A 25,765-nucleotide genomic window follows, 5' to 3' on the forward strand; every position below is an offset into this window, starting at 1 on the left:
CTTTTATTTCCCGCTCCAAAAAACGAATTACTCACCAGTGATTCTCCGTGGCTGCGCTTAACGTCAGCGCGTGCTGCTATTCCATATATCGCTAATGTAATCAAGTTTAGATCATAAAGCTAGCGCTATCTAGACTAATGTCTAATCCTTATTGGGTATTGTCTGAAGTTGCACCATATTGGGTTTTTATCAGGCTACTTGCGCCATCTTGGGGCAGGGAAAGGATAAATAAATTGTCATATTCATCCTCTCTCAATTGAGGTATTTCGGGTCCTCGAAGTGCCTTGATGATCAGTGGCACAGTATTGGAGTGGCCGGCGATGATCACATTGCCCTGCTGCGCCATGACCTTGTCGGCAATGGCCGCAATATGTTTGTCCAAATCCTTGCCTGCGTCGATCACAACTAAAGGAATTCCTCTGGCGGTAATAAGCGGCGTTAAGGTTTCCTGGGTGCGCTTAAATTGTGTGGATATGGCCAGGCTGAGTGGGGTATCGCCCAAGCTTTCAACCAATGCCTGTGCTCGCAACTTGCCCGCGTCATTCAAGCTAGGGTCGCGTCCCTGATCGGCTTTTTCGGCATGACGCACCAGAATTACCGTCTTGCTGGCGATTGCTGGATTGGCCTGCGCCATTGGCAGGTAAGCCACCAGGGCGAAAAGTCCAATGCTGATGAGTCGTAACATGGGAACCCTTATTTAATTAACGAATTGGTTAGCATACCGCACTTTGTGTGAATTGCCGATGACAGATTAATTGGGCATTTGCGCTAAAGTTGCTTACAAAATGGACGATAATAATAGCTGAGGGCTAATTTAATTTGGTGAGCGAGGCGATTATGGAGATTCAAAATCACGGCGGAGCCGTATCTGCGGCGGCGCACAACAAGACAGATTCGACGACTAACCATGGTCAACAAGTCTCCGAAGTGGCCAAGAACAAGACGGCATTGGCGGCCAGTAAACAGCTGATGAATACGGCGATCTTGGAAGCGCAGCAAGAGGTGAACTTGAGCGCGGGCAATGAGCCCATGCAGCTGTTGTATAAGGCGGCGATTGAGGCGATTAATGAAGAGCTGGCACCAACCATGGGTGAGCACGCCATCGAGAGGGCGGCGGCTCAAGGGGTGGATACCTCACCCGAGGCGACGGCCGAGCGCATCGTCAGCTTTGCGACTCAGTTTTTTGCCATACATCAGCAGCAAAACAGCAGCATGTCCTTCGATGAGCAGCTCAGCTCCTTCATGGACATAATCGGTGGTGCCATTGACCAAGGTTTCGATGAGGCCAAAGATATCCTCTCCGGACTCAAGGTGCTTGAAGGCGATATTGCGGCTGGGGTCGACAAGACCTATGCCCTAGTACAGGAAGGGCTGCAGGCATTCAGAGACAGTTTCAATCAAGAGACAGAGCAAGAATAAGGCCTTCTGACTCCCATTTGATTTCGATAAACCCCTTAAGATAAGGGGTTTTTTGTTGTCTTGACTCGGATAGAAAATCTATGAATCATGGGAGTATCAGTATCGATTGGTGCCAGCAGAGGTGGCGATATGTGGGGAGAGGCAAAGGTTGTAGAGCGGATTGACTGGAGCGATCAGTTATTTACCCTGAAGCTGTCGGCCGATATCGGCGAATTCATTGCCGGGCAATTCATTAAGTTGTCGCTGCATATTGACGATAAACGTGTCGCCAGAGCCTATTCACTGGTCAATGCGCCCGATGCGTCGCTGCTGGAGGTGCTGGCGGTCAGTGTCGACGATGGTCTACTGTCGCCTAAGTTGCAGGCCCTAGCCCCGGGAGACAGCATCGATATCTCCACCAAGGCGGCGGGCTTCATGACGCTGGATGAGATCCCAGCCCAGGGCAAGCATATGTGGTTTTTTGCCACAGGAACCGCGGTGGGCCCCTTTATCTCCATGATGAGAACCACCGAGCCATGGCAGCGTTTTGAGCGGGTGATCTTAATCTACGGCGTGCGCTATCAAGAGGATCTCGCCTATTATGAAGAGCTTAAGGCGTTCGAGGCCAAATACCCCGGAAAGTTTACCTTAGTTACCTCAGTGACCCGGGAGCCGGTGGAAGGCGCGCTCAGTTGCCGCATCACCCAAGGTGTCGAGAGCGGTGTAATCGAGCAGCAGGTCGGCCTCAAGCTGAGCGCGCAAAATTCACAGGTGATGATCTGTGGTCATCCTGAGATGATCAAGGAGCTCAATACCCTGTTGCAGTCCCGCGGGCTGGCTAAGAACCTTCGCCGCGCGCCAGGGCAGATCACCGTCGAGAAATATTGGTAGAGGAAGCGATATGCAATTACTCTTTTCGCCGGCGTCACCCTACGCCAGAACCGTGCGGGTCGTTATCGCGCAGTTTGCCATCAGAGGGATCGAGCCGATCGCCGTTAATCCACTTGAGAATACCGAGCTATTACTGGATGCCAATCCGCTGGCCAAGATCCCTTGTCTGCTGTTAAACGATGGTGGCACCTTGTATGACAGCGAGGTGATCCTGCGCTACCTAGATCATGAGTATTGTGGTGGCGAGCTGTTTGGACAGCCCGGTGATTCCTGGTACGGCGAGACCCAGTACTCCCTGATTAAGGGCTTGCTCGATAGCGCGGTGGCCTTAAGACAGGAGCAGATGCGTGACGATGAGGGCTTGCGTAGCCCATTTTGGACGGCGCGGTTTGAACAGGCCTTACTCAGGGGCTTGGCGCAGATAGAGCTGATGGCCATTTCAGGGCACAGTAAGGTGTCTTTGCAGCAGATCTGCCTCGCCTGCCTGTTAGAGTATGTAGATTTTCGTCATCCGGATCTGGATTGGCGTAAGGTCGCCCCGGCTACGGCCAGATGGCTACAGAGCTTCTCCAAGAGCGCGCCCATGTTAACCACGCGTCCCCACGCCTAGGCTTGGCTGTATCACTAAAGAGTTTGCACTCAAGGATTTGGGTTTAGTGAGAAGCAGTTGGTGCTTTTCTGTTAGCTGTTAGTGGCGAGTATCAGTATGGCGCCGTCCCTTAGCCGGTTGACTGCGCCTGTTCGGCTCGCCAAACACACCATAGAGTTCACGGGTCACACCGAAGTCGACCCGCCTATCGTCAGTTTGTTCTCTCCTGTCTTCATGATGCAGATATCGGCAGCTACATTCACTCTCGCTGCAGCCGGGAAGTGGTAGTGTCGGTGCGTCTATGGAGAGGAATCGTTTACCTTTTAACTTCTTCGCGCTGCCACAGAGGCCCTCGTCGTTGACTATCTCGACACAGTGATAGGGATGGCTGGTATTGAGATTGTGTGTCGGCGCATGGGGAACGTCTTCGCTGATCATCCTGGCACTCAGACTGGTCTGCGGCACTGCGGCTCTACGGGCGCGCCTGACTCGTACCCGAGTAAATCTATGTTTAAACAGGAATAAAATAAGAATGACGGCGAGTATCAGCGCGAGAATTTCCAGAAACATATGAGATCCTTTTTGTGGCCGAGTCCTTTGAGTCTAGTCAGCGAGGCTATTTTGGTCAAAATGAGCGGTCACGCAAATTTTGACGGATCTCACTTGCCGTTTCCTGCCAGATTGATTACTCTTGTCGCAATTGATAATTATTATCATTAACTTTATCGCGGAGTATTGCATGAGATTCATGAAACGTTTGGCTGTTCTGGGTTTTGCTTGTGTCACTTCAATGGCCAATGCGGCCGACAGCATCACGGTTTATTCCTACCGACAGGCTTTCCTTATTGATCCCATTTTGGCTGACTTTACCAAGGAGACAGGCATCAAGGTCAATCTGGTATTCACCAAACAGGGCATTGCCGAGCGAATCGCCCGAGAGGGACGCCTGTCACCTGCGGATCTCGTGCTTACCTCAGATTTCTCTCGTTTGATGGAGCTGGCGGATAAAGGGCTGGTGGCCTCGGTCGACAGCCAGACCTTAGCGCAGAACATTCCAGCGAATCTTCGCTCGCCCAATGGCGATTGGTTTGCCCTGACGAAACGCGTGAGAAATATCTACTCTTCTAAGGAGCGCCTCGGCCCCTTGGATATCGATTATGAAGATCTGGCGGATCCTAAATTTAAGGGCAAGATCTGTACCCGTAGCGGTAAGCACCCCTACAACATCTCTCTGGTGGCGTCGATGATCGCCCATCATGGTGAGGCAGACACTAAGACCTGGCTAGAAGGCGTTAAGGCAAACTTGGCCCGCAAGCCACAGGGTAACGACAGGGCGCAGGTGAAGGCGGTTAAAGAGGGGCTGTGTGATATCGCCATAGGTAACAGCTACTACCTAGGTAAGATGTTGCAAGATCCTAAGCAGGTGCCTTGGGCCGAGGCGGTCAACATCAACTTCCCGAATCAGAAAAATCGCGGTGCTCACATCAACGTCTCTGGCATGGCACTGGCTAAGTATGCGCCAGAGCGCGAGAACGCCATCAAGTTGATGGAATACCTCTCGGGTCAACAGGCGCAGCAAACCTACGCCGAGCTCAACATGGAATACCCGGTCAAGGCGGATGTGAAGCCGTCTAAGCTGGTCGCCTCCTGGGGTGACTATAAGGCCGATGAGCTGCCCATCCACAAGCTGGCCGAGTATCACGGTGCGGCGGTGAAGTTGCTCGACCAAGTGAAGTTCGATCTCTAGTGATAGGCGGTCATTGTTCAAAAGATAGCCTTCCTTCGGGAAGGCTATCTCGTTTTTATGCCGCATGGGTCACTATTCAATTAATAATCGTTTGCGTTTAAGCTTAGATTTAAGTTGGTCACAGATAATGGCCTGACTCGCTTTATTGAGATTTTCTATGATTTTAGGCTTTCCCAAATCCTGGTCGACCCTAAGTTATCTGACCGCCATCTGCTTCGCCCTGCCCCTGGGAGCCATCTGCATACAGGCAATGGTGCCAGATGAGGCGGTATTCGGTCACCTGATGCAAACCGTTCTGCCGACCTATATTTTCAACACCTTGGCCTTGATGTTGTTTGTCAGCCTAGGCGCCTTGCTGATTGCCGTGCCCGCCGCCTGGTGCGTGGCCCGCTGTGATTTTCCCGGGCGCAATGGGTTTCAGTGGGCGCTGCTGCTGCCACTGGCCATGCCCGCCTATGTGGTGGCCTATGTCTATACGGATCTCCTAGACTATGCCGGGCCGATTCAGACTTGGCTGCGGCAAGTTAATGGCTGGCTGTCGCCTACGGATTATTACTTTCCCGATGTGCGCACCCTGGGGGGCGCGTCTGTGATGCTGGCACTGGTGCTGTTTCCCTATATCTATCTGCTGGCGCGCACCGCCTTCATGGAGCAGTCGCCAAGCCTGCTGCACGCCTCCAGAGTGATGGGCGCAGGGCCCTGGCGCAGTTTCTGGCGCCTGAATTTGCCGATGGCGCGGCCCGCCTTGGCGGTGGGGGCGGCGCTGGTGGCGATGGAGACGGCTGCCGATTTCGCTACCGTCAGCTACTTTGCCGTGCCTACCTTGACGACGGCGGTCTATGATACCTGGCTGGGATACGGCAGTCTGGCGGCGGCAGCTAAACTCTCAGCCATCATACTGCTGGTGGTCTTCTGTCTGATCGGCGCCGAGCGTTTTGCCCGGCGTAAACAGCAGCTGTTTCAGAAACAGACGCCGATAACCTCCCACGAACGATATGCGCTCTCGGGTGTTAAGGCCTGGCTCGCTGCGGGCTATTGCGCTGTGCTGCTGCTGTTGGCCTTCGGCCTGCCTGTTTGGGTCTTGCTGGGGTATGCCTGGGATTACTTTGATGTCAGTTGGAATCAGGCCTTCTGGGAATACAGTCTTAACAGCCTGATCATTGCCCTGGTGGTTAGTCTAGTCACTGTGGTGTTCGCCTTGCTCTTGATGTTTGTCCGGCGCTGCAGTCCAAGAAAAATCGATATCCTGCCTTCACGCCTGGCCTCGACGGGCTATGCCCTGCCGGGTACTGTGCTGGCGATAGGCGTCTTGGTGCCTCTGAGTCTTCTTGATTTCGCGGTCAACGATCTCTATGCCTATTTCGACCAGAGTGGGCCAGGGCTTATCTTCAGTGGCACCCTGTTTGTGTTAATTTTTGCCTTTGCGATCCGCTTTGCCGCCATCGCCATCGGCAGCATAGAAAACAGCTATAAGCAGATCAGCCCCTCGCTGGACATGGCATCGGTCACCATGGGGATGAGGCCTAGTGCCATTCTATCGCGGATCCATCTACCACTGCTTCGCAGCGGCATTTTTGCCGCCATCTTGCTGGTCTTTATCGAGTGTATGAAGGAGTTGCCGGCGGCTTTGCTGCTCAGGCCCGTGGGGTTTGAGAATCTCGCCACCTATGTCTATCAGTTTGTCTCAGACGAACAGCTCGAGCAGGGCGCCCTGGGGGCCATAGTGATCGTCTTGGTGGGGCTGATCCCGCTTATCTATCTCAATCGCTCCTTGGAGCAAGGTAACTAGTATGTCGACACTTACCATAGAACAGGTTCACAGCGATTATCAGGGGCAGACGATTCTGCGCGGCTTAGATCTTGTGCTGCATCAGGGAGAAATTGCCGCCCTGCTCGGCCCAAGTGGCTGTGGCAAGACCACGCTCCTCAAGGCGATTGCTGGGCTGCAGCCTATCTCCCAAGGGCGTATCAGCATCAATGGCCGACTGCTCTCTGGACCCGAGACGTTTGTGCCCAGCGAGCGGCGAGAGGTCGGGATGATTTTCCAAGACTACGCCCTGTTTCCTCACCTGACAGTGGCCGAGAATATCTTGTTCGGGGTGAAAGGCTTGGATAAGGCTGCCAGACAGGCGAGGCTGGGTGAGATGCTGGCGCTGGTGAAGCTAGAGGGCTTAGGGGGCCGTTATCCTCACGAACTCTCGGGGGGTCAGCAGCAGCGGGTGTCGATTGCCCGGGCGCTTGCTTATGAGCCAGAACTTCTGCTGCTCGATGAGCCCTTTTCCAATATCGACGCTAAGGTGCGCGGAGAGATGATGGTGGAGATCCGCGAGATCTTAAAGCAGCGCGGAGTAAGTGCCGTGTTTGTAACCCACAGCAAGGATGAGGCCTTCGTGTTTGCCGATAAGCTGGCTCTCTTCAAGGATGGGGGCATAGCCCAATATGGCAGTGCTGAGAGCCTCTACGCCGAGCCAACGGATAAGTATGTGGCGGAATTCCTCGGTCAGGTGAACTATCTTAGCTGTGAGGTGAAAGATAGGGCCCGGTTACAGACCCTGCTGGGTGAGGTACAAAGCAGCAGTGATTTGCCCAAAGCGGCCGGATATCGCGGCGAGCTCCTGCTGCGTCCGGAGCAGCTGCAGATGGCAGGAGATGAGCAAGGTGAGGGCACTATAATAGCGCGGCGCTTCCTCGGTAATCTGTGCCACTACAGCATCTTGATTGGCGAGGAGATATTGGCAGTGCGCTCGCCCCTGCACCATTTTAGCCCTGGGCAGAAGGTTGGCCTGTCGGTGACGCCTCATCCGGCGGTGCTCTTCTAAGCTGGCCTATGTAACACTTTTGTGAAGGGCATTTGCGTCTGGCTATGGTTGCCAACTTAAAAAAAAGTTAATCTAGCCGGTAAATGACGTTTCGCTTTAACGGTTTGTGGGTTGTGTAATACTAATTATCGCTAAAGTTTCGGATAATAACGCCGAAATTGAGACTGACGAAAGGTAGGTTTATTTATGGATAGTCTGGTTATGCCACGTGAACAGCTGGGTGTGTGTGCCGAAGGAAATTTACATAGCGTGTATCTGATGTTCAACGCCAACGACGGCGTCGAGTCTCAGCTGCGTCCCTGCGTCGCCAATGTCGCACAGTATATCTATGAATTGGCCGACCAGTATGCCGACAGCGCCTTCAACGGTTTCGTGGCCATAGGTGCCAACTACTGGGATAGCCTGTATCCAGGGCGTCGTCCTTCACAGCTCAAGCCTTTCCCGGCCATGCATGCCGATAATCGTGATGCACCAGCCCATGAGTATGATCTTTTCGTGCATCTGCGCTGCGATCGTTATGACATCTTGCATCTGGTGGCCAACGAAGTGTGCCAGATGTTTGAAGATTTGGTTGAGCTGGTGGATGAGGAGCGCGGATTCCAGTTTATGGATACCCGGGATCTAACCGGATTTGTCGATGGCACAGAGAACCCTAAGGGACGTCATCGTCAGGATGTGGCCTTGGTGGGCGACGAAGACGAGTATTTCCGTGGCGGCAGTTATATTCATGTGCAGAAGTTTGCCCATAACCTCAGTAAGTGGAACCGTCTGCCGCAGAAGAAGCAGGAAGATATCATAGGCCGCACCAAGATAGACAATATCGAGTATGCCTCTGAGGACAAGCCGCTTACCAGCCACATCAAGCGGGTCAATCTGAAGGATGCCGACGGTAAGTCGATGGAGATCCTGCGTCAGAGTATGCCTTACGGGTCGATGAAGGAGCAGGGGCTGATGTTTATCTCAGTCTGTCGCAACTCGGTACATTTCGAGAAGATGTTGAGCAGTATGGTTCATGGCGACGGCGAGGGGAATCACGATCACCTGATGCACTTTACCCAGGCACTGACAGGCTCGGCATTCTTTGCCCCGTCGCTTGATTTCATGGAGCGAGAGGCAGAATTTGAGGATTAAGGCATAGCGGCACTCTTGATGTGAGTACCTCAAAAGTCCATATTGCTAGCTTCTAGCTTACCCAATAAAAAACACACCCTAAGGTGTGTTTTTTTGTGTCCGATTATCGGTGAATTAACGGTCGGGATCCCAGTAGTTGGTGGGGCGCTTGGCATAGATCTCGTCGATGGAGCGCACCTGCACCTTATTATGCTCTGGGTACACCACCACATCGTGGGGATCGCGATTGCCCAGCACCAGAAACAGGAAGTCGGCTTCGGATTCGTTTTTCAGGGTATGGGAGATGCCTGAATTTGCAGTAAAACAGATATAGTCGCCCTGCTTAAAGGGGTGAGGCTCGCCGTCGATATACAGGGTGGCTTCACCTTGCAGTGCGTAGAGGTGTTCCTCTTCCTTGGTGTGGTAGTGGGCGACGGAGGAGAGCTTGCCGGGTTCCAGTCGTTCCATGGTGACGCCGATCTGCTGACAACCGGCGGCATCGCCGATATGTTTTTGATGGCTGGCGTATCGATCTGAGTGTTGCCAAGATTCCCAGCAAAGGTTGTCGATATTAATTATCTTATTGTTATTCATCTCGGGTCCTTAACCATCGGGTGACAGAGGGGGGATGGTTTGGACTCAGTGTATCCTATCAGATATATAGTATTCAATTTGAGCGTGATTAAACCTAGGTAAAACCAAGTCAAAACTTAGATAAAAAAACACCCTTTGCCCAAACAGGCTAAAGGGTGTCTCTCGGGGGATGGCTTAGGCCGTCCTTGCGAAGCGGACTAATCGGCGTAGTTAAACAGCGACTTGACCGTCTCGAGCGTCTTGTCCACTTCCTGAATGTTGGAAGGGCAGATGAAGATGGTATCGTCACCGGCGATGGTGCCCAGTATGCCTTCTGGCTTACCTATAGAGTCCAGCAGTCTGGCGATCAGCTGGGCCGCACCTGGGCTGGTTCTGACCACTATCATAGATTGATTATGGTCGACATCCAGCACTAAGTTTTTCAGTGGGCTGCCGGCCGTCGGGACCCCAAGCTCGGCGGGCAGGCAGTAGACCATCTCCTGCTTGGCGTTGCGGGTGCGCACGGCGCCAAACTTGCTCAGCATGCGTGAGACTTTGGATTGGTTAATGTTGTTGAAGCCCTCGGACTGCAGGGCGTTGACTATCTCGCTCTGGGAGCCAAAACGCTCCTCCTTCAAGATAGCCTTAAAGGTCTTTACAAGTTCGTCTTGATTTTTATTGGCTTGCATATCGAATTATTCTTATATTCAAAAAACTGGGTTATTTTGAATATTTTTGCGCCATTAGTCAAGCGTTATTCGGATTGTGTGAATAAAAATTCAGGTTTACGGGGTGGTTGGAGCGGTAAGGGGTCGCAGGCAAGGCCGGGCAGTATATCTTAAATGGGCTGTAAATGGCAGTTGGCTGGGAGAAATTGAAATTATCTGGCCACACGACTAAGGGATAATTGAATTTTTACCGTGATTCCAGTAATGTTGCGCCATCGGTAAATCTAGATCTATATCACATAATATCCAAGAATTAACGGAGATAACTATGAAAGTTGCTGTACTTGGTGCCGCCGGTGGTATTGGCCAGGCTCTTGCCCTACTACTCAAAACTCAACTGCCTGCCGGTTCAAAACTATCCCTTTATGATATCGCGCCAGTCACTCCTGGTGTTGCCGTTGACCTAAGCCACATCCCGACTGCTGTAGAAGTTAAGGGTTTTGCGGGTGAAGATCCAACGCCAGCGCTGGAAGGTGCCGACGTGGTACTGATCTCTGCCGGTGTTGCACGTAAGCCAGGCATGGATCGTTCAGATCTATTCAACATCAACGCGGGTATCGTAAGAAACCTGGTTGAGAAGTGTGCCGCAACTTGCCCTAAGGCGCTGATCGGTATCATCACTAACCCAGTTAACACTACTGTCGCTATTGCTGCTGAAGTACTGAAAGCTGCCGGTGTATATGACAAGAACCGTCTGTTCGGTGTGACAACCCTTGACGTTATCCGCTCTGAAACTTTCGTTGCTGAAGCGAAAGGTCTGAACGTTGCCGACGTTAAAGTGAATGTTATCGGTGGACACAGCGGCGTGACTATTCTGCCACTACTGTCTCAAATCGAAGGCGTAAGCTTCTCTGATGAAGAAGTGGCTGCACTGACGACTCGTATCCAGAACGCGGGTACCGAAGTGGTTGAAGCTAAGGCGGGTGGCGGTAGCGCGACTCTGTCTATGGGTCAGGCGGCATGTCGTTTCGGTTTGTCACTGGTTCGCGGCCTACAAGGCGAAGCTAACGTTGTTGAGTGTGCCTATGTCGATGGTGGCAGCGAGCATGCTGACTTCTTCGCGCAACCTGTGCTGCTGGGTAAGAACGGTATCGAGCAGGTACTTGCCTATGGTGAGGTTAGCGAGTTCGAAGCCAACGCACGTGATGCTATGCTAGATACGCTTAAAGCCGATATCACACTGGGTGTCGACTTCGTAAAATAAGGCTAAGCCTTTAGTTCGTCCTTAATAAAAAAAGGAGCCAATTGGCTCCTTTTTTTATGGGTAACTTTTACCTTGATACCGAATGGCGAAAGACTGAATAGGATCTAATAGTCTGCGACTTAGTGATCGCGCGCCACGGCGATTCTCGCCAGCGATATCAGCGCCTGCTTATAGTCGCTATCGGGTATTAGATCTAATGCGCGTATCGCCTTCTCTGCTTCTTCCCGAGCGCGTTTCTCTGTGTAGTCTAGGGCGCCACACTGCTTAAGGGCATTTAGTATGGTATCGATATGCTCAGTGCCGTCACCTTTCTCAATCGCATCGCGAATTAATTGACGCTCCAGCTCGTTGCCGTTGGCGATGGCATAAATTAATGGCAGGGTAGGCTTACCCTCGGCCAAGTCGTCGCCTATGTTCTTACCTAAAGCCTCAGTATCGGCCGTATAGTCCAATAGATCGTCGGTGAGCTGGAAGGCTGTGCCCAGATACTTACCATAGTCGGCCAGTGCGGTCTGCACTTCTATGCTGCTTTCGGCCAGCACACCAGCCAGACGGGTGGCAGCTTCAAATAGTTTCGCTGTCTTGCAGTAGATCACCCGCATGTAGCTCTCTTCGCTGGTGTCTGGGTCGTTACAGTTCATTAGCTGCAATACTTCGCCTTCAGCCAATACGTTGGTGGCATCGGCGAGCACTTCAAGTACCTCCATGCTCTTCAGCTCTGTCATCATCTGGAAAGAGCGGGTATAGAGGAAGTCACCGACCAGTACGCTGGCACTGTTACCAAACAGGGCGTTGGCGGTTTCTCGGCCGCGTCTAAGCATAGACTCATCGACCACGTCGTCGTGTAGCAGAGACGCGGTATGGATAAACTCAACGATTGCCGCCAGTTTAAGATGCGCTTCACCTTCATAGGCGATGGCGCGGGCGGCCAAGATAGAGAGCAGCGGACGCATGCGTTTGCCGCCGCCATTGATGATGTAGAATCCGAGTTGATTAATAAGGGCGACATCCGATTCCAACTGCTTATAGATAAGTTGGTCGACGGCTTTCATATCAGCGTCTGCCAGCTGACGAATGGCATTCAAATCCATATAATGGCTCTACTTTTAGGGTTGCGAGGTAATTCAGACAGCCCAAATTAAGGCGAAAATGTTATAATTATTAGATTCTACCTAAAAATGCCTCGCCTGACAGTAGCAGAAGAGTATTGTGCGAGTAATTCCGATCTTTTTTTGATCAAAGTGAATTAGGACTTGTCAGCCAGGCGAACTTAGCGTAAACTCCGCGACCATTGTCATTAAAGCTTTTATAGCACCCAGCCAAACAAAAAGGGTCTGCGTGCTAGAAATATCGGAGTAAAATAGCTATGTACGCTGTTTTTCAAAGTGGTGGTAAGCAACACCGTGTTGCTGAAGGCCATACTGTACGTCTAGAAAAATTAGAAGTTGCTACAGGTGAAACTATCGAATTCGACCAAGTTCTTTTGGTTGCAGATGGTGAAACTGTACACGTTGGTGCACCTTTAGTTGAAGGTGGTAAGGTTGTAGCTGAAGTGATCAGCCATGGCCGTGGCGAGAAGGTAACTATCGTTAAGTTCCGTCGTCGTAAGCACCACGATAAGAAGATGGGCCACCGTCAGTGGTTCACCGAAGTTAAAATTACAGCTATCAACGCTTAATAAGGGGTCTAACTAATGGCACATAAAAAAGCTGGCGGTTCTACTCGTAACGGCCGCGATTCAGAAAGCAAACGTCTTGGTGTTAAGCGTTTCGGTGGTGAATCAGTTCTAGCTGGTAACATCATCGTTCGTCAACGTGGTACTAAGTTTCACGCAGGTGTTAACGTAGGTATCGGTCGTGACCATACCCTATTTGCACTAACTGACGGTAAAGTTAAGTTCGAAGTTAAAGGTCCTAAGAACCGCAAGTTCATTAGCATCGAAGCTTAATACTTAGCTACCCAAGCTAGTTCCTAAAGCCCTGCCTCTGGTGGGGCTTTATTGTTTATGAAGAATCATTACTGGTGAAAGAGCCTGTATATCGCTCCAGCACCAGTTCAATATTGTCTCTGCCGCTTGTGTGCTGGGGCAGTTGCATCATTGTTTTTTGGCGGTAAGTTTCGATAGGCAGTATAATCGGTCTATTGTTTGGCGCCTGGAGTTGGTATGAAGTTTGTCGATGAAGCCGTGATCAGAGTCGAAGCTGGTGATGGCGGTAGTGGTTGCGTTAGTTTTCGACGCGAAAAGTATGTGCCCGATGGCGGCCCAGATGGCGGTGACGGTGGTGACGGCGGCAGTGTTTATCTGCAAGCCGATGAAAACCTCAACACCCTGATCGATTACCGTTTCGAGCGTTTCCATTTTGCCGAGCGTGGCGAGAATGGTCGTGGTCGCGACTGTACCGGTCATGGCGGTAAAGATCTTATCCTTAAGGTGCCAGTCGGGACCCGCGCCGTCGATGAAGAGACCCAGGAAGCCCTTGGGGATCTCAAGACCCATGGTCAGAAGCTGTTGGTGGCTAAAGGTGGCTTCCATGGCCTGGGTAACACTCGCTTTAAGAGCAGTACCAACCGCGCGCCGCGTCAGAAGACCCTGGGCACCCCAGGTGAAGTGCGTAGCCTGAGACTCGAGCTGATGCTGTTGGCGGATGTGGGTCTGCTGGGTATGCCTAACGCCGGTAAGTCGACCTTCATTCGCTCTGTGTCTCGTGCCAAGCCGAAGGTTGCCGATTATCCATTTACGACTCTGGTGCCTAACCTAGGGGTTGTGACACCAAGACATGGCCAAAGCTTCGTGATCGCCGATATTCCCGGTCTGATCGAAGGCGCCGCCGAAGGGGCTGGCCTGGGTATTCGCTTCCTTAAGCACCTCGAGCGTTGCCGTGTGCTGCTGCATATCCTGGATATCGAGCCTATCGATGGCAGCGATCCCGTCGACAGCGCCCGCGCCATCGTGGGTGAACTAGAGAAGCACTCGCCGCTGCTGGCCAGCAAGCCACGTTGGTTGGTGTTCAACAAGACTGACCTGCTGCTCGAAGAGGAGCTGCAAGAGCGCGTCGATCGCATCGTCAAAGAGCTGGACTGGCAGGGCGATGTCTACTGTATTTCGGCCTACAACCGCGAAGGCACGCAGGAACTGGCACTCAAGCTGATGGACTTTATCGATGCTCTGCCACCAGAGGTCGAGGAAGATCCCGATGCAGAGGTCGAGTTCAAGTGGGACAACTATCATCAGAAGACCCAGGAAGTGGTCAACGAAGACTATGATGATGACTTCGACGACGACTTCGATGATGATGACTATGATGTCGAAATCATCTATCAAAGGTAAGTTTATTAAGTTACCCCTTTCATTCTGAGAGAATTGTGTACGCCGATACTCAAAATGATATTACCCGGCAGGTTGTCCGGGTTGCTCAACTCTTACTGGCCTATGGTGCTGAGTCCGACCTCGTCGAAGAGATCAGCCAGCGCCTGGGTCAGGCATTAGGTCTCGCCAGTGTCGAGATCTCCATCTCCTCTAACTCTCTGGTACTGACCAGCCTGGTGCACGGTCGCTGTATCACCACTACCCGGCGCATTCGCGAGCATGGCATCAATATGACCATCATCTGCGAGCTGCAGCGTATCTGCCTGTTGACCGAGAAGGGGATCTACGGCCTCAACGAGGTGCGCAAACGTGTCTCGCGGATCCAGCCAAAGAGCTATCCTAGGCGTTATCTGGTGCCCATGATCGGCCTCTCCTGTGGCAGTTTCTGCCACCTGTTTGGTGGCGATACCATGGCGGTGTTGATCACCATAATGGCCGCATCAGTGGGCATGTCGGTGCGTCTGGCCATCGCCAAGCATCATTTCAACCTGCTGGTGAACTTTGCGGTGACCGCCTTTATCACCACCTTGGTGGCGCAGATGGGCTATCACCTGCAACTGACCGATACCCCTAAGCTGCCGATGGCCGCCAGTGTGCTGATGTTGGTGCCGGGTTTTCCCATGATCAACGCGATCTCGGATATGGTGAAGGGGCACCTTAACGTGGGGATCTCCCGTTGGGGCCACGCTACCCTGTTGACCGTCTCATCCGTCATAGGGATCACCATCGCCATGCAACTGGGAGGACTCTTCCTATGATGGAGCTGCTGCTCAAGCTGCTAAACGATGCGGCCTTCTCGGCTGTTCCTGCGGTGGGTTTCGCCATGGTGTTCAATGTGCCCAAACGCTTCCTGCCATACTGCGCCCTGGCTGGCGCCCTGGGCCACAGCCTGCGCACCTTGCTGCTGCATTTCGGTATGCCGATAGAGTGGTGTACCTTCGCCGCGGCGGCCTTGGTCGGGGTGTTAACCATAGGCTTTGCCAAGAAACATCTGGCACCGCCGCTGATGTACGCTGTGGCGGCGATCATCCCAATGATCCCGGGAACCTATGCCTACAACACAGTGATTGCCTTGGTGCAGCTGTCTGCCCAGTCTGAGGTGAGCCCAGAGCTGACCGCCGAGGTGATAAGCAATGGCTTGAAGACCATCTTCATCTTAGGGGCGTTATCTGTCGGACTCGCCATGCCCAGTCTGCTCTATTTTCGTACCCGCCCAGTGATCTAATTCTTAACCCTACAGACGGCACAAGACCGTTGGAGAGCCCATGAAAATAGCTATGATTGCCGCGATGGCAAATAACCGGGTTATCGGCAAAGATAATCAGATGCCCTGGCACCTGCCGGAAGACCTGCGCCACTTTAAACAGATGACCCTAGGTAAGCCTGTGGTCATGGGCCGTAAGACCTTCGAATCCATCGGCAGACCCCTGCCTGGGCGCCACAATCTGGTGGTGAGCCGACAAGAAGATTTAGTTATCGAGGGAGTGACCTGCGTGACCTCATTCGAACAGGCCAAGGAATTGGTACAGGGCTGTGATGAGTTGGTGGTGATAGGTGGTGGCCAGCTGTACGCCGAGCTCTTACCTCAGGCGGATCGCCTGTATCTGACCGAGATCAATCTCGATGTCGAGGGCGATACCCATTTCCCCGACTGGGACGATGGCAGTTGGCAGCTGCTCGACAGTGAATCTCACATAAATGATAAAGGTTTGGAATATCGCTTTATCAATTTGGCAAAAAAATGTTAACTTATGGTGTTGCCCCGAGTTGTCTTTAGGCAGTCACTTTAGTGATAGCCTACTGAAAAAAATAATAAATATTATAGGAGTACCCGATGCGTTTTTTACCGACTACGTTAGCTGTGGTGATTGCAGCCTCTGTTTATACCGTTCCAGCACCAGTTCAAGCCAACGATCAACTCGTTGCCAACATCTGTAACTATGTTCAGGCCGATGATAAAAACCGTTTACGTAAGAAATTGAAAGAAGCGCGCGTTAAGCTACGCAACGTGTACGAAGGGGTGACCTGTGACGGCAACAGCCTGCTGCGTTTCGCCATGATTAGCGGTGCCAACGACGTGGGCGAGTTCATGAGTAAGCGTCTCTCCACCGAAGAGTTGAGTGTCAAGGAAGCCGATGGTCTGACGGTCGTCGAATGGGCCGAGGGTAACGGCCACGGTGGTAGCCCAATTACCGCGGCAATCAAGGAACGCCTCGCAGGCAATTAATCTGCCAAAACGCCTCAAGTAAGCATTAAAAAACCGGACCTTAAGTCCGGTTTTTTGTACCTGTTTAAAGGGGCTACTGTGTCTTTAACTTTGGCTTTAGCTTTTACACCTTAAATTCGCCCACAGAGGCCTGGAGCTCTTCGGCAAGCTGAGCCACCTGATGGCTAGATTGTGCCGTCTGATCGGCACCTGTGGCCGTCTCTTCGGAGATCGCGGCGATATGCTCTAGCTTCTCAGACACCTGCTGGCTCACCAGGTTCTGCTCCTGGGCCGCATTGGCAATATGAGTACCAGAGTCATGGGCATAGTGCACCGCGTTGCTGATGCTCTCCAGGGCGACGTTGGCCTGCTCTGTCTTCTCGACGCAGCTATTGGCCTGCTGACGGCCCAGCTCCATCACGGAAACGGCTTCCTGGGTGCCTTGTTGTAGCACCTGAATCATCTGCTGGATCTCTTGGGTCGAGTCTTGGGTGCGAGATGCCAGACTGCGAACCTCGTCGGCTACCACGGCAAAGCCTCGGCCCTGTTCACCGGCTCTGGCGGCCTCGATGGCGGCGTTTAGCGCCAGCAGGTTGGTCTGCTCGGCGATGCCTCGGATCACATCCAATATCGAGCCGATAGAGGCGCTGTCGGAGTGGACCTTGTTGATCACCTGACCCGCCTTGGCGACTTCGTCGGCCAGCGCCAGAATGGTGCGCTTATTCTCATCGGCGATGGCACGCATATGCTGCGCCTCTTCATCGGCTTGCCGGATCTGGTTCAGGGCCTCATCGGCACTGGTGCTCACCTGCATGGCGCTTGAGCTGAGCTGGGTGGTGGCGGTTGCCACCTGATCGACCTGGTTCTTCTGCTCCTGAATGCCCGCTGTGGTCTGCGCCGTGATGGCTGACGTTTCTTCGGCGGCAGCAGCCAGTTGGTTAGAGCGGTCCAGGATCCCTTGGATAAGGGTACGCAGGCTGTCTACTAACCTGTTACAGTTGCGCGATAGCTCGGCAAATTCGTCATGGCCGCTGTCGTCCAGCTTATGGGTCAGGTTACCCGAGGCCAGGATATTGAGGGCGTTGTTGACCTTATCGAGTGAGTTCTTGAGTGGGCGGATCACCGCGATACTCACCAGCACCGCCACGACGATGGCTATCAGGACCAGTGCCAGGGTCTTATAGCTGGCGCTGTCGATCTCGTCGATCGCCTTGACGCTAACGGCCTGAGAGGTGGACTCGATCGCCTTGTTCAGGCTGCCCATGCTTTGGTTGACGGCGGTGGCGTTGGACTCGACAGTATTTAGCAGTTGACTGGCCTGCAGGTTGAAATCCAGCTGCTGACCTTTGCGCTTAAGAATCGAGTCTGGGCCGTTGAGCATGGTGAATACCTTGCTCGCCTCGGTGTTGATATTGTCCAGCGCTTCCTGGTCGATGACGCCTTCCCAGTGACGGCTCACATATTCCAGTTTGTTCTGGGCTTCGCTGATGATGTAGTCCAGCTCCTTGAGTATGGTCTCGTACTTGGATTTCTCCTTGGCATTGACCAGGTCATAGCTGCTGGTGATCAGGTTGCTGAAGCTGTTGTCTATGTTGCTGGCGGTGGCGGCAATTTCGCGTTCTGTGGGATCTTGACTGGTCTCCAGATCGATAAGGTCCAGTAGCAGTGATGCGGTATCATCGGCGGCGCCTTCGAGACTTTCCAGGTTGTCGACCAAAGATTCCTGAGTCTGCAGCGACTGCTCTCTGGCCTGCATCATCTTGAGGCTGTTGTCGTTGAACGACTGGTAGTTGGCCCTGAGTGACTTGATCTGGCCGCCAAGATTATCCTCGTGGCCTTGAATGATACGATTGAGTTGATCCAGTTCGGTGATAAAGCCTTTGCTGAGGCTGGTGAATTGGCTGCGAACCTGAGGCAGTTCTTTGGATTGCTTGCTATGGAAGGCCACCAGTAGCTGCTTTTCTTGCAGTGCAAGATTCTGTGTCAGGCCATTGCTGCTCTTTAGGGCGGGAAGGCTCAGGTCTTGCAAAACGAGGGTGCTGCTCTTGATGTTGTCGTTGGTGACCAAGGACGCCACACCTAAGACGATAAGCAGTAAGGTGACGACACTAAATCCACCGATGACTCGAGTGGCGACATTCAATTTCATAGGGCACTCCGGTTTTTGTTGTTATATCCCTAATTACATAACATATTCTCAGGGCAGGGCGGTGATATCCGCTCATTTTTTTATCGGCCAAGCTAAGGGCTAGTTTAACTCTTTTTTAACTTATTTTGGGTAATTTTTTGATTCGATTCAAGATGCCAGAGGGTTAAATATTGTCCCCAGCAGCATCCGGTATCCAGCGCCTGCAGCCCAGGTTGGTTCACCTCTCCCATCAGGGCCGCCCAATGGCCGAAGACCAAAGTATGGCCTTTCATGGCCCGGCCTGGTTGTTTAAACCAGGGGATCAAGCCTTCCTTCTCGCCTTTCGCTGGCGGCAGCTTACAATCGAAGTTTAATCGACCATCGCTGTGGAGAAAGCGCATCCGGGTGAGGGCGTTGATGGTATAGACGAGGCGCTTGAGTCCCTTGGTCTCGGGTGACCATTCGCTGACGGAGTTGGTGTACATCTTGGCGATGAGGTGCTCGATATAGTCATCTCTTGCCAGTGCCTCCTGTACCTTGCGCGACTCCTTGAGGACGGTTTTAACGTCCCACTGGGGCGGAATGCCGGCGTGAGCCATCAAGACAGAATGGGCTTTATGTTCCCGGGCCAGTGGCTGTAGCCTGAGCCAATCGATGAGCTGGTTGAGATCCGGCGCCGCTAACAGGGCGCCCAGGTTATCCTTGGGGTTGACCCGTTTCACCTTGCCATGCAGCGCCATCAGGTGCAGGTCGTGATTGCCCAGCACAGGTTTTACCGAGCCCTCAAGCCCCTTGAGGTAACGCAGCGTCTCCAGCGATTGGGTGCCCCTGGCCACCATGTCGCCGACCACCCAGAGCTCATCTTTGGAAGGGTTAAAGTCCACCTTGGCCAGCAGGACATGGAGCTCATCGAAACAGCCCTGAATATCGCCCACGAAGTATGTTGCCATAGATGCTCTCGGTTCGCTGTGTCGAATTAATGCAGCAGGCCGGGGGCCGCTAGACGGAAGGGGGCGATGGGTGCCTTGAAGGTTTCACCCTGTTCGGTCACCATCACATAGTAGCCCTGCATGACGGCAAAGGGCGTCTCGCATACCGTGCCACTGGTGTACTGGTAGGCGGTATTTGGCTTGATGGTAGGGGTCTCGCCAACCACACCTGCGCCTTCAACCTTACTCTCATGGCCATTGGCGTCTGTGATGCACCACATGCGGCTCTTCAGGGTGACGGCTTCATCCCCTAAGTTGATGATGGTGATGGTGTAGCTGAACAGGTATCTCTCTTCTTCGGGCGAAGATTGCTCTTCGATATAGTCGGTTTTGACCTCAATCCTGATTGAGGATTCGAGTTGTTTCATTCGGATCCCTAAAGGTTAACGGGTGGGAGGCGCACAGCGCCTCCATCACGGTTAGGCTTGGCGTTTATCGACCAGATGGTTGGCCATGGCGACATATTGCTGCACAGTGATCTGCTCAGGGCGCATGCTGGCATCTATGCCCAGCGCGCTGAAGTCGTCATCGTTCAACAGCTGCTTGAGGTTGTTACGCAGTGTCTTACGGCGCATGTTAAAGGCCGTGGTACACAGGTGTCTTAGCAGATCCACATCTTTGCAGGGGTAAGGCTTCTCCTTGTAGGGCACGAGTCTCACCACGGCAGAGTCGACCTTTGGCGGCGGTGTGAAGCAGCCTGGTGGCACTTCGAGTACCGGCATTACCTGACAGAAATATTGCGCCATCACGGTCAAACGGCCATAGGCTTTGGTACCGGGTGCGGCAGAGAGTCTCAGTACCACCTCTTTTTGCAGCATGAAGTGCATATTCTCAATATGCTCTGCAAACTCAAACAGGTGGAACATCAGCGGTGTAGAGATGTTGTAGGGCAGGTTACCAAACACCTTCATCTGCTTGCCTTCTTCGACCAGCTGCTTGAAGTCGAATTTCAGCGCGTCGCCCTGGTGGATCTCCAGCTTGTCCTTGAGAAACGGATGTGTCTGCAGACGCTCAACCAGATCTTTATCCAGCTCGACCACGGTCAGCTTGTCGATGCTTTCGGCTACCGGCTCGGTAAGCGCCGCCAGGCCTGGGCCAATTTCGACCATCACGTGATCGTTATCGGGCGAGATGGCGCCGACGATACGATTGATCACATTGCTGTCGGTCAAAAAGTTTTGTCCGAAACGTTTTCTCGCCGTGTGGCCTAAATGTACTTTATTACTCATTACTACTCTTTAAGTGACTCATTCTTGGTGGCTAGTTCGATAGCCTTGTTTAGCGCGCAGACAAAACTGCCGATGTCGGCTTTGCCAGTGCCGGCCAGCTCCAGTGCCGTACCATGGTCGACCGAGGTGCGGATGTAGGGCAGGCCTAGGGTGATATTGACCGAGCTGCCAAAGCCTTGGGATTTCAGTACCGGCAGTCCCTGATCGTGATACATGGCGAGGATCACGTCGGCATCTTCCAGATACTTTGGCTGGAACAGGGTATCGGCAGGCAGTGGCCCGACGATATTCATGTTTTGCTCACGCAACTCGTTGAGCGCGGGAATGATCACATCGATCTCTTCGCGGCCCAGGTGGCCATCTTCGCCCGCATGGGGGTTGAGGCCACAGACATAGATCTTAGGATCATCCAGAGCAAACTTAGTCACCAGATCTTTGTGCAAGATCTTGATGATCTGATGCAGACGGTCACGGGTGATCGCCTTAGACACATAGGCCAGCGGAATATGTGTGGTGACCAGCGCCACCTGCAGGCCTGGGGCTGCGAGCAGCATCACCACATCCTGACAGTTGGCCTGGTGGGCAAAGAACTCGGTATGACCGCTAAAGGGGATACCCGCCTGGTTGATGATCCCTTTGTGGACAGGGCCTGTCACCACGGCGTCGAACTCGCCATTCATGTTCTTTTCACCGGCATAGGCCAGGGTGTCGATCACATAGCTGCTGTTCTGTTCATCGAGCTTACCGCACACTGCTTCTTTTACCAGGGGGAAGGGCACTATGGTCAGGGTACCAGCTTCCTGCGGCTTAGGCGCCTGATTGGGCTGGAAGGGACGCAGCTGGATCGGCAAGCCGATCTGCTTGGCGCGGCTGGTCAGCAAAGTGGGGTCGGCACAAACAACAAGCTCAGCGGGCCAAGCGCGCTGAGCAAGTTGAATGACTAAGTCTGGGCCCACACCGGCAGGTTCTCCCGGTGTGATGGCGATGCGTTTAGTCGTCAATATGATTAACCTCGATTGAAATCGGCATCGAATACTTCAATGTAAGCCTCTGCTCGCATTTCATCCAGCCAGTTTTGTAATTCTTCATTAAACTTGCGGCGGAAGATGAGCTGGTGCGCCCGATTAGTGTTAAATTTATCTGTCGCATCCGTCTTACGTCTCTCCTCCAGCTGCACTATGTGCCAGCCGTGGCTAGAACGGAATGGCTCACTGATCTCGTTGATCTTCAGTGCGCCCAATGTTTGTGCGAAGGCAGGTACGTAGACGGTAGGATCTGCCCAGCCCAGTTCGCCGCCCTTGGCCGCCGAACCTGGGTCTTCGCTGTATTGACGGGCCAGGGTGGCAAAGTCGGCTTCGCCGCGTCTTAGCTGGGCCGCAAACTTGTCTAGCATCGCCTTGGCGCGCTCTTCCGACAGGATAGGCGACGGCTTGATCAGTATATGACGTGAACGTACTTCGTCAATTTCTTTGGTCTGCAGGCCGCGGGCATCCATCACCTTGATGATGTGGAAACCGGCGCCGCTGCGCACAGGGCCTATGATGTCACCCGTCTTGGCACCGACTAAAAGCTCGGCGAACAGGGTTGGCATCTCATTGACGTTCATGTAATCCCAGATACCGCCTTCCAGCGCCTTAGGGCCAGAAGAGGAGGCGATGGCGGTCTGTTTGAAGTCGGCATTGTCTTGTAGGCGCTTGAGCACGGCATTGGCACGGCTGCTGGCGGCTTCAAGTTGTTCGCTGTTAGGGCTGTTGGGCACCTCGATCAGGATATGACCGATCTGGTACTCCACCTGCTGCATCCCTTGCTCTTCGATTAGCTTAACCAGGCTGTTGATCTCCTGTGGAGAGACCTGGATACGACGCTGTACCTGAATACGCTGGATCTCGCCCAAGGTGATCTCTTCGCGCAGTTGCTCGCGGTACTGGCTCCAGCTCATGCCTTCGGCCTCGACCTTTTCGCGCATCATCTCAGGAGTCATCTTCTGCTCTTTGGCGATGTTCTCGATTGTCTGGTCCAGTTGCAGGTCACCGATATGCAGGCCGATGCGGTCGGCCATTTGCAGTTGCAGACGGGTCACGATCAGACGCTCGATCACCTGAGTGCGCAGCGCCTTGTCAGAAGGTAATGACTGGCCGGCGGCTTTTGCGTTGGCTTTGACTGTCTTCAACATGTTGACGATTTCGCTTTCCAGCACTATGCCTTCGTTGATCTGAACCGTCACCCTATCCAGGGGTACGTTCTCGGCCATCGCGCCGTGGCTCATCGCCAGTGTAAGTAAAGCAAAAATCAGTTGTTTACAGGGTTTCATCCACAAAAATCCTTGGCATATTCAGGTCGGTCGACACAGGTGTCGACCGAGTATCTAATTCGACTATTCTGATTGGACTACAAGTCCGTATCTAGGTTCAGCGCAAAGCCGATTAAAATATCAAAACTAGTTTTTCAGGTAGAGCGGCTTGCGATAGTTAAACAGGCCATCGTTAAGCATGTCCGATACCCCAAGCGGGCCGGAACCCCCTAATCCCTTGATCACAAAGTTCAGGTAGAAGCCGCTTTCGAACAGCTCCCTGTCGTTGAACGTGGGATCCAGGTTGTCAACATAGTTGGTTTTAATGCGGTAATGATAACTTAAGCGCACCGCCCAGCAACAAGATTCGTATTGAAATCCTGTGTAGGTCTCGACGCTACGTTTCTCATTGAGATCGTAATACCAGTTGCCCACGATATACCAGTTGTCGTTGATCGGCCAAGCCGTACGCAAGCCGGTTTGCGACACATTAACAGATTCGTTGGTGTTGCTGTTAACTAAATCGGGCACATAACGGTAGCTGAGCTGCAACAGCTTGTTGACCCCGGGGCGGAAATCCAGGGTGACCTCACTCTTCTTGTTGTTCCTGTTTTTGGTGTCATATTGAATGGCACCGCTTAAGAACCAATCGCTGTAGAGCTGAGTGTTGAGCTCTGCTGCCAGCACTGAGTTTGAGGTATTTTCCTGCTTAAAGATCTCGTTGGGACGGGAAGGATCTGTAATGCCAACCTTGCTGTCCTCGAAGTAGTAGATCTGACCCAGGCTGAACTTGAAGCGCTCGAGGTTATGGTCGTCAAACAGACGGGTCGTTAAACCCAGTGTCATCTGGTTGGCGTCGGCGATACGGTCCAGACCCGAGAAGCGGCGATCCCTGAAGAGGCCGTAGTAGTCTTCCTGCAGCAGCGCTGTGTCATAGATGCCGATGTTGGACTGATCCTCATAGCCGACATACAGATACTGGAACTGTGGCTCCAGAGTCTGACGATAGTTGGCATCGAAGTAGTCGGTGAAACGCTCGAAGTTTATCTGACCGTGGATACGCACCTGGGGCAGGGTACGGCTCACCGAGCTGTCCAGCGGCTGAGTGCCAGTGTAGTTCTTGGTGTCCTGCCAGTAGTTGGTCTGCAGAAGCTTAAGCTCACTGGTCAGCGATCCGGCCGGCCCGTGGATCGGTAGTGAGACACTGGGCTCGAAGTGCAGACGGCTGGCGGTAGCATATTGATCTTCCTTATGGCGGAAGTTGCTGGCTTCTCCCATGAGATTGAAGTCCAAGCCTTGCCAGAAACCTGGGGCGCGATAGTTAAAGCCTATCTGCGGCATCACCTGATAGGGAGACTCTTCTTCACCCAATACCTTGATATCCTGCACTCTGGCAGACATGTCCCAGTTATCTTCGAAATAGGCGATTTCGCCTATGCGAGAGAGCTGGTTGTCGGTGGCGCGCAGCACGTCTGAGGGCAGATCGTTGAAGTAGTTGTTGTCCGACACATCGGTAAAGTTGGCCAGTACCCGCCAGTTGTCGGCGATGGCCCCCTGATGCTCCCAGTGGTAGAGGTAACGGTCGGCGCGGTTGGGCACCAGATCGTCATTGCTCAGGTATTCCACATTCAGCTGCCCCTGCTGGGCCTCACCGGCGAGATAGCGAAATTCCGACTTGAGGAACAGTCCGCGGGCCGACATATAGTGCGGAGTAAAGGTGAGATCATACTCTGGCGCTATGTTCCAGTAGTAGGGGGTCGCTACCTCGACACCATTGGTGGTGCTGGTGCTGAAATAGGGGAACAGGAAGCCTGACTTACGCTTCTCCGACACGGGAATTGTCATGTAGGGCAGATAGAAGACGGGCACATCGCCTATCTTGAGCTTGGCATCCCAAAGCTCGCCCCACTCTTCGCTGCTGTCTATCTTGATGGTCTCGGCTTCCAGCAGCCATGAGCTATCGCCCGGCGGACAGGTCGTGAAGTTGGTGTTCGACAGGTGCAGGTTGTTGTCCTGGGTGATCTCCAGGTTTTCCGCTTCGCCGTGGATCTGCTGACCGTGGAGCCAATATTGGGCACCCTTAAGTTGGGCGCTGTTGCTGCGCATCTCGGCGCTGAGAGAGTCGGCCGTGACGGTAAACATATTGTCCTGGAACACCAGGTTGCCGTTGGCATCTAGGCGCTCGTTAGCCTGATCCAGTACCGCGCTGTCGGCGGCGATATGGCGTCCGCCCTGGCTGAATGTCACATCTCCCTGGAAACTGGCCTTGTCACCCATCTTAGCTGCCGATGAGTCGGAAACGATCTTAATCTGCTGCAGATCTAGGGGACGTTCGTCTGCGCTGGGCTCAGGAATGGGAACAGGCGGGAGCACCAGACACTGGGCACCGGGCGCGGGAGTGGTTTCCGATTCGTCTGCCAAGACTAGCTGCGGGAGTAGCGCCAATGCCAATAAGTAACGGATATGCATCTTTTATCGTTTTTGTGATTTCTTAGTC

Annotated in this window: 27 protein-coding genes; 15 read left to right on the top strand and 12 right to left on the bottom strand. The window is 53.1% G+C overall.

Features of this window, described 5'->3' with window-relative positions; all coding sequences use genetic code 11:
• Positions 1 to 148 precede the first annotated feature (148 nt).
• Positions 149 to 685 carry a phosphoglycerate mutase family protein gene (locus SHEW_RS04405; RefSeq protein ID WP_011864662.1) on the bottom strand — a complete coding sequence of 179 codons (537 nt, stop codon included), beginning with the start codon at positions 683 to 685 and terminating at the stop codon, positions 149 to 151.
• Positions 686 to 837: 152 nt separating this feature from the next.
• Between SHEW_RS04405 and SHEW_RS04410 the strand changes: the two genes are divergently transcribed.
• The 3 genes from SHEW_RS04410 (at position 838) to SHEW_RS04420 (ending at position 2,899) form a co-directional block, all read left to right on the top strand.
• Positions 838 to 1,419, top strand: coding sequence for a DUF5610 domain-containing protein (locus SHEW_RS04410; protein ID WP_041406962.1), 582 nt, complete (start codon positions 838 to 840; stop codon positions 1,417 to 1,419).
• Between the two features lie 129 nt (positions 1,420 to 1,548).
• On the top strand, positions 1,549 to 2,289 hold the full coding sequence (locus SHEW_RS04415) for a ferredoxin--NADP reductase (RefSeq protein WP_011864664.1): 741 nt from the start codon (positions 1,549 to 1,551) through the stop codon (positions 2,287 to 2,289).
• 10 nt (positions 2,290 to 2,299) lie between these two features.
• Positions 2,300 to 2,899, top strand: coding sequence for a glutathione S-transferase N-terminal domain-containing protein (locus SHEW_RS04420; protein WP_011864665.1), 600 nt, complete (start codon positions 2,300 to 2,302; stop codon positions 2,897 to 2,899).
• A gap of 78 nt (positions 2,900 to 2,977) precedes the next feature.
• On the opposite strand, the gene SHEW_RS04425 is transcribed toward SHEW_RS04420, so the two are convergent.
• Complete coding sequence (locus SHEW_RS04425; RefSeq protein WP_011864666.1) at positions 2,978 to 3,448, bottom strand: hypothetical protein; 471 nt, start codon at positions 3,446 to 3,448, stop codon at positions 2,978 to 2,980.
• A 169-nt stretch (positions 3,449 to 3,617) separates the two neighbouring features.
• Here SHEW_RS04425 and SHEW_RS04430 point away from each other — a divergent pair, with 169 nt between their 5' ends.
• From SHEW_RS04430 to SHEW_RS04445, 4 genes are all read left to right on the top strand, one after another.
• On the top strand, positions 3,618 to 4,625 hold the full coding sequence (locus SHEW_RS04430) for a Fe(3+) ABC transporter substrate-binding protein (RefSeq protein ID WP_011864667.1): 1,008 nt from the start codon (positions 3,618 to 3,620) through the stop codon (positions 4,623 to 4,625).
• A 157-nt stretch (positions 4,626 to 4,782) separates the two neighbouring features.
• Positions 4,783 to 6,414: an ABC transporter permease gene (locus SHEW_RS04435; RefSeq protein ID WP_011864668.1), complete on the top strand. Its 1,632-nt coding sequence runs from the start codon at positions 4,783 to 4,785 to the stop codon at positions 6,412 to 6,414.
• Position 6,415: 1 nt separating this feature from the next.
• Positions 6,416 to 7,444, top strand: coding sequence for an ABC transporter ATP-binding protein (locus SHEW_RS04440; protein ID WP_011864669.1), 1,029 nt, complete (start codon positions 6,416 to 6,418; stop codon positions 7,442 to 7,444).
• Positions 7,445 to 7,630: 186 nt separating this feature from the next.
• Positions 7,631 to 8,575: a Dyp-type peroxidase gene (locus SHEW_RS04445; protein ID WP_011864670.1), complete on the top strand. Its 945-nt coding sequence runs from the start codon at positions 7,631 to 7,633 to the stop codon at positions 8,573 to 8,575.
• A 114-nt stretch (positions 8,576 to 8,689) separates the two neighbouring features.
• On the opposite strand, the gene SHEW_RS04450 is transcribed toward SHEW_RS04445, so the two are convergent.
• Together SHEW_RS04450 and argR are read right to left on the bottom strand one after the other, a co-directional pair.
• Positions 8,690 to 9,148: a cupin domain-containing protein gene (locus SHEW_RS04450; protein WP_011864671.1), complete on the bottom strand. Its 459-nt coding sequence runs from the start codon at positions 9,146 to 9,148 to the stop codon at positions 8,690 to 8,692.
• Positions 9,149 to 9,345: 197 nt separating this feature from the next.
• Positions 9,346 to 9,816: a transcriptional regulator ArgR gene (gene argR / locus SHEW_RS04455; RefSeq protein ID WP_011864672.1), complete on the bottom strand. Its 471-nt coding sequence runs from the start codon at positions 9,814 to 9,816 to the stop codon at positions 9,346 to 9,348.
• Positions 9,817 to 10,123: 307 nt separating this feature from the next.
• On the opposite strand from argR, the gene mdh reads away from it, so the two are divergent.
• Entirely contained in the window at positions 10,124 to 11,059 is a 936-nt protein-coding gene (mdh, locus tag SHEW_RS04460) for a malate dehydrogenase (protein ID WP_011864673.1), read from the top strand.
• Positions 11,060 to 11,178: 119 nt separating this feature from the next.
• Here the strand turns inward: mdh and ispB are convergent, their stop codons facing one another.
• Positions 11,179 to 12,150, bottom strand: coding sequence for an octaprenyl diphosphate synthase (gene ispB, locus SHEW_RS04465; RefSeq protein ID WP_011864674.1), 972 nt, complete (start codon positions 12,148 to 12,150; stop codon positions 11,179 to 11,181).
• Positions 12,151 to 12,425: 275 nt separating this feature from the next.
• On the opposite strand from ispB, the gene rplU reads away from it, so the two are divergent.
• From rplU to SHEW_RS04500, 7 genes are all read left to right on the top strand, one after another.
• Positions 12,426 to 12,737, top strand: coding sequence for a 50S ribosomal protein L21 (gene rplU, locus SHEW_RS04470; RefSeq protein ID WP_011864675.1), 312 nt, complete (start codon positions 12,426 to 12,428; stop codon positions 12,735 to 12,737).
• Between the two features lie 15 nt (positions 12,738 to 12,752).
• Positions 12,753 to 13,007 carry a 50S ribosomal protein L27 gene (gene rpmA, locus SHEW_RS04475; RefSeq protein ID WP_011864676.1) on the top strand — a complete coding sequence of 85 codons (255 nt, stop codon included), beginning with the start codon at positions 12,753 to 12,755 and terminating at the stop codon, positions 13,005 to 13,007.
• A gap of 216 nt (positions 13,008 to 13,223) precedes the next feature.
• Positions 13,224 to 14,387: an Obg family GTPase CgtA gene (gene cgtA / locus SHEW_RS04480; protein WP_011864677.1), complete on the top strand. Its 1,164-nt coding sequence runs from the start codon at positions 13,224 to 13,226 to the stop codon at positions 14,385 to 14,387.
• A 35-nt stretch (positions 14,388 to 14,422) separates the two neighbouring features.
• Positions 14,423 to 15,184, top strand: a complete 762-nt coding sequence (locus SHEW_RS04485) for a threonine/serine exporter family protein (RefSeq protein ID WP_011864678.1) — start codon at positions 14,423 to 14,425, stop codon at positions 15,182 to 15,184.
• A complete protein-coding gene (locus SHEW_RS04490) occupies positions 15,181 to 15,651 on the top strand; it encodes a threonine/serine exporter family protein (protein ID WP_011864679.1) in 471 nt (156 codons plus the stop codon). Before SHEW_RS04485 ends, SHEW_RS04490 begins: the two co-directional genes overlap by 4 nt.
• 40 nt (positions 15,652 to 15,691) lie before the next feature.
• Positions 15,692 to 16,174 carry a type 3 dihydrofolate reductase gene (gene folA / locus SHEW_RS04495; protein WP_011864680.1) on the top strand — a complete coding sequence of 161 codons (483 nt, stop codon included), beginning with the start codon at positions 15,692 to 15,694 and terminating at the stop codon, positions 16,172 to 16,174.
• A gap of 86 nt (positions 16,175 to 16,260) precedes the next feature.
• Positions 16,261 to 16,653, top strand: a complete 393-nt coding sequence (locus tag SHEW_RS04500; RefSeq protein ID WP_011864681.1) for a DUF3718 domain-containing protein — start codon at positions 16,261 to 16,263, stop codon at positions 16,651 to 16,653.
• A gap of 103 nt (positions 16,654 to 16,756) precedes the next feature.
• Here SHEW_RS04500 and SHEW_RS04505 read toward each other — a convergent pair whose 3' ends face one another.
• The 7 genes from SHEW_RS04505 to lptD form a co-directional block, all read right to left on the bottom strand.
• Positions 16,757 to 18,781, bottom strand: a complete 2,025-nt coding sequence (locus tag SHEW_RS04505) for a methyl-accepting chemotaxis protein (protein WP_011864682.1) — start codon at positions 18,779 to 18,781, stop codon at positions 16,757 to 16,759.
• 104 nt (positions 18,782 to 18,885) lie between these two features.
• Positions 18,886 to 19,710: a symmetrical bis(5'-nucleosyl)-tetraphosphatase gene (locus SHEW_RS04510; RefSeq protein ID WP_011864683.1), complete on the bottom strand. Its 825-nt coding sequence runs from the start codon at positions 19,708 to 19,710 to the stop codon at positions 18,886 to 18,888.
• A 26-nt stretch (positions 19,711 to 19,736) separates the two neighbouring features.
• A complete protein-coding gene (apaG, locus tag SHEW_RS04515; protein ID WP_011864684.1) occupies positions 19,737 to 20,117 on the bottom strand; it encodes a Co2+/Mg2+ efflux facilitator ApaG/CorD in 381 nt (126 codons plus the stop codon).
• A gap of 51 nt (positions 20,118 to 20,168) precedes the next feature.
• Positions 20,169 to 20,978, bottom strand: a complete 810-nt coding sequence (gene rsmA / locus SHEW_RS04520) for a 16S rRNA (adenine(1518)-N(6)/adenine(1519)-N(6))-dimethyltransferase RsmA (protein WP_011864685.1) — start codon at positions 20,976 to 20,978, stop codon at positions 20,169 to 20,171.
• 2 nt (positions 20,979 to 20,980) lie between these two features.
• Positions 20,981 to 21,979, bottom strand: coding sequence for a 4-hydroxythreonine-4-phosphate dehydrogenase PdxA (gene pdxA / locus SHEW_RS04525; RefSeq protein WP_011864686.1), 999 nt, complete (start codon positions 21,977 to 21,979; stop codon positions 20,981 to 20,983).
• Between the two features lie 5 nt (positions 21,980 to 21,984).
• The gene (surA, locus tag SHEW_RS04530; protein ID WP_011864687.1) at positions 21,985 to 23,289 is read right to left on the bottom strand and encodes a peptidylprolyl isomerase SurA; all 1,305 of its coding nucleotides are present in this window, start codon (positions 23,287 to 23,289) and stop codon (positions 21,985 to 21,987) included.
• Positions 23,290 to 23,415: 126 nt separating this feature from the next.
• Positions 23,416 to 25,737: an LPS assembly protein LptD gene (lptD, locus tag SHEW_RS04535; RefSeq protein ID WP_011864688.1), complete on the bottom strand. Its 2,322-nt coding sequence runs from the start codon at positions 25,735 to 25,737 to the stop codon at positions 23,416 to 23,418.
• Positions 25,738 to 25,765 lie beyond the last annotated feature (28 nt).

Source organism: Shewanella loihica PV-4 (genome assembly GCF_000016065.1).
In the GTDB taxonomy this organism is placed as follows: Bacteria; Pseudomonadota; Gammaproteobacteria; order Enterobacterales; family Shewanellaceae; genus Shewanella; species Shewanella loihica.

Coding starts and splice junctions, on each gene's coding strand:
- rsmA (WP_011864685.1), bottom strand. CDS start 20,978: ATGAGTAATAAAGTACATTTAGGCCACACGGCGAGAAAACGTTTCGGA.
- SHEW_RS04410 (WP_041406962.1), top strand. CDS start 838: ATGGAGATTCAAAATCACGGCGGAGCCGTATCTGCGGCGGCGCACAAC.
- cgtA (WP_011864677.1), top strand. CDS start 13,224: ATGAAGTTTGTCGATGAAGCCGTGATCAGAGTCGAAGCTGGTGATGGC.
- apaG (WP_011864684.1), bottom strand. CDS start 20,117: ATGAAACAACTCGAATCCTCAATCAGGATTGAGGTCAAAACCGACTAT.
- SHEW_RS04430 (WP_011864667.1), top strand. CDS start 3,618: ATGAGATTCATGAAACGTTTGGCTGTTCTGGGTTTTGCTTGTGTCACT.
- mdh (WP_011864673.1), top strand. CDS start 10,124: ATGAAAGTTGCTGTACTTGGTGCCGCCGGTGGTATTGGCCAGGCTCTT.
- folA (WP_011864680.1), top strand. CDS start 15,692: ATGAAAATAGCTATGATTGCCGCGATGGCAAATAACCGGGTTATCGGC.
- SHEW_RS04510 (WP_011864683.1), bottom strand. CDS start 19,710: ATGGCAACATACTTCGTGGGCGATATTCAGGGCTGTTTCGATGAGCTC.
- SHEW_RS04415 (WP_011864664.1), top strand. CDS start 1,549: ATGTGGGGAGAGGCAAAGGTTGTAGAGCGGATTGACTGGAGCGATCAG.
- SHEW_RS04420 (WP_011864665.1), top strand. CDS start 2,300: ATGCAATTACTCTTTTCGCCGGCGTCACCCTACGCCAGAACCGTGCGG.
- rplU (WP_011864675.1), top strand. CDS start 12,426: ATGTACGCTGTTTTTCAAAGTGGTGGTAAGCAACACCGTGTTGCTGAA.
- SHEW_RS04490 (WP_011864679.1), top strand. CDS start 15,181: ATGATGGAGCTGCTGCTCAAGCTGCTAAACGATGCGGCCTTCTCGGCT.
- SHEW_RS04500 (WP_011864681.1), top strand. CDS start 16,261: ATGCGTTTTTTACCGACTACGTTAGCTGTGGTGATTGCAGCCTCTGTT.
- ispB (WP_011864674.1), bottom strand. CDS start 12,150: ATGGATTTGAATGCCATTCGTCAGCTGGCAGACGCTGATATGAAAGCC.
- SHEW_RS04445 (WP_011864670.1), top strand. CDS start 7,631: ATGGATAGTCTGGTTATGCCACGTGAACAGCTGGGTGTGTGTGCCGAA.
- SHEW_RS04505 (WP_011864682.1), bottom strand. CDS start 18,781: ATGAAATTGAATGTCGCCACTCGAGTCATCGGTGGATTTAGTGTCGTC.
- SHEW_RS04435 (WP_011864668.1), top strand. CDS start 4,783: ATGATTTTAGGCTTTCCCAAATCCTGGTCGACCCTAAGTTATCTGACC.
- SHEW_RS04425 (WP_011864666.1), bottom strand. CDS start 3,448: ATGTTTCTGGAAATTCTCGCGCTGATACTCGCCGTCATTCTTATTTTA.
- SHEW_RS04405 (WP_011864662.1), bottom strand. CDS start 685: ATGTTACGACTCATCAGCATTGGACTTTTCGCCCTGGTGGCTTACCTG.
- surA (WP_011864687.1), bottom strand. CDS start 23,289: ATGAAACCCTGTAAACAACTGATTTTTGCTTTACTTACACTGGCGATG.
- rpmA (WP_011864676.1), top strand. CDS start 12,753: ATGGCACATAAAAAAGCTGGCGGTTCTACTCGTAACGGCCGCGATTCA.
- SHEW_RS04450 (WP_011864671.1), bottom strand. CDS start 9,148: ATGAATAACAATAAGATAATTAATATCGACAACCTTTGCTGGGAATCT.
- lptD (WP_011864688.1), bottom strand. CDS start 25,737: ATGCATATCCGTTACTTATTGGCATTGGCGCTACTCCCGCAGCTAGTC.
- argR (WP_011864672.1), bottom strand. CDS start 9,816: ATGCAAGCCAATAAAAATCAAGACGAACTTGTAAAGACCTTTAAGGCT.
- SHEW_RS04440 (WP_011864669.1), top strand. CDS start 6,416: ATGTCGACACTTACCATAGAACAGGTTCACAGCGATTATCAGGGGCAG.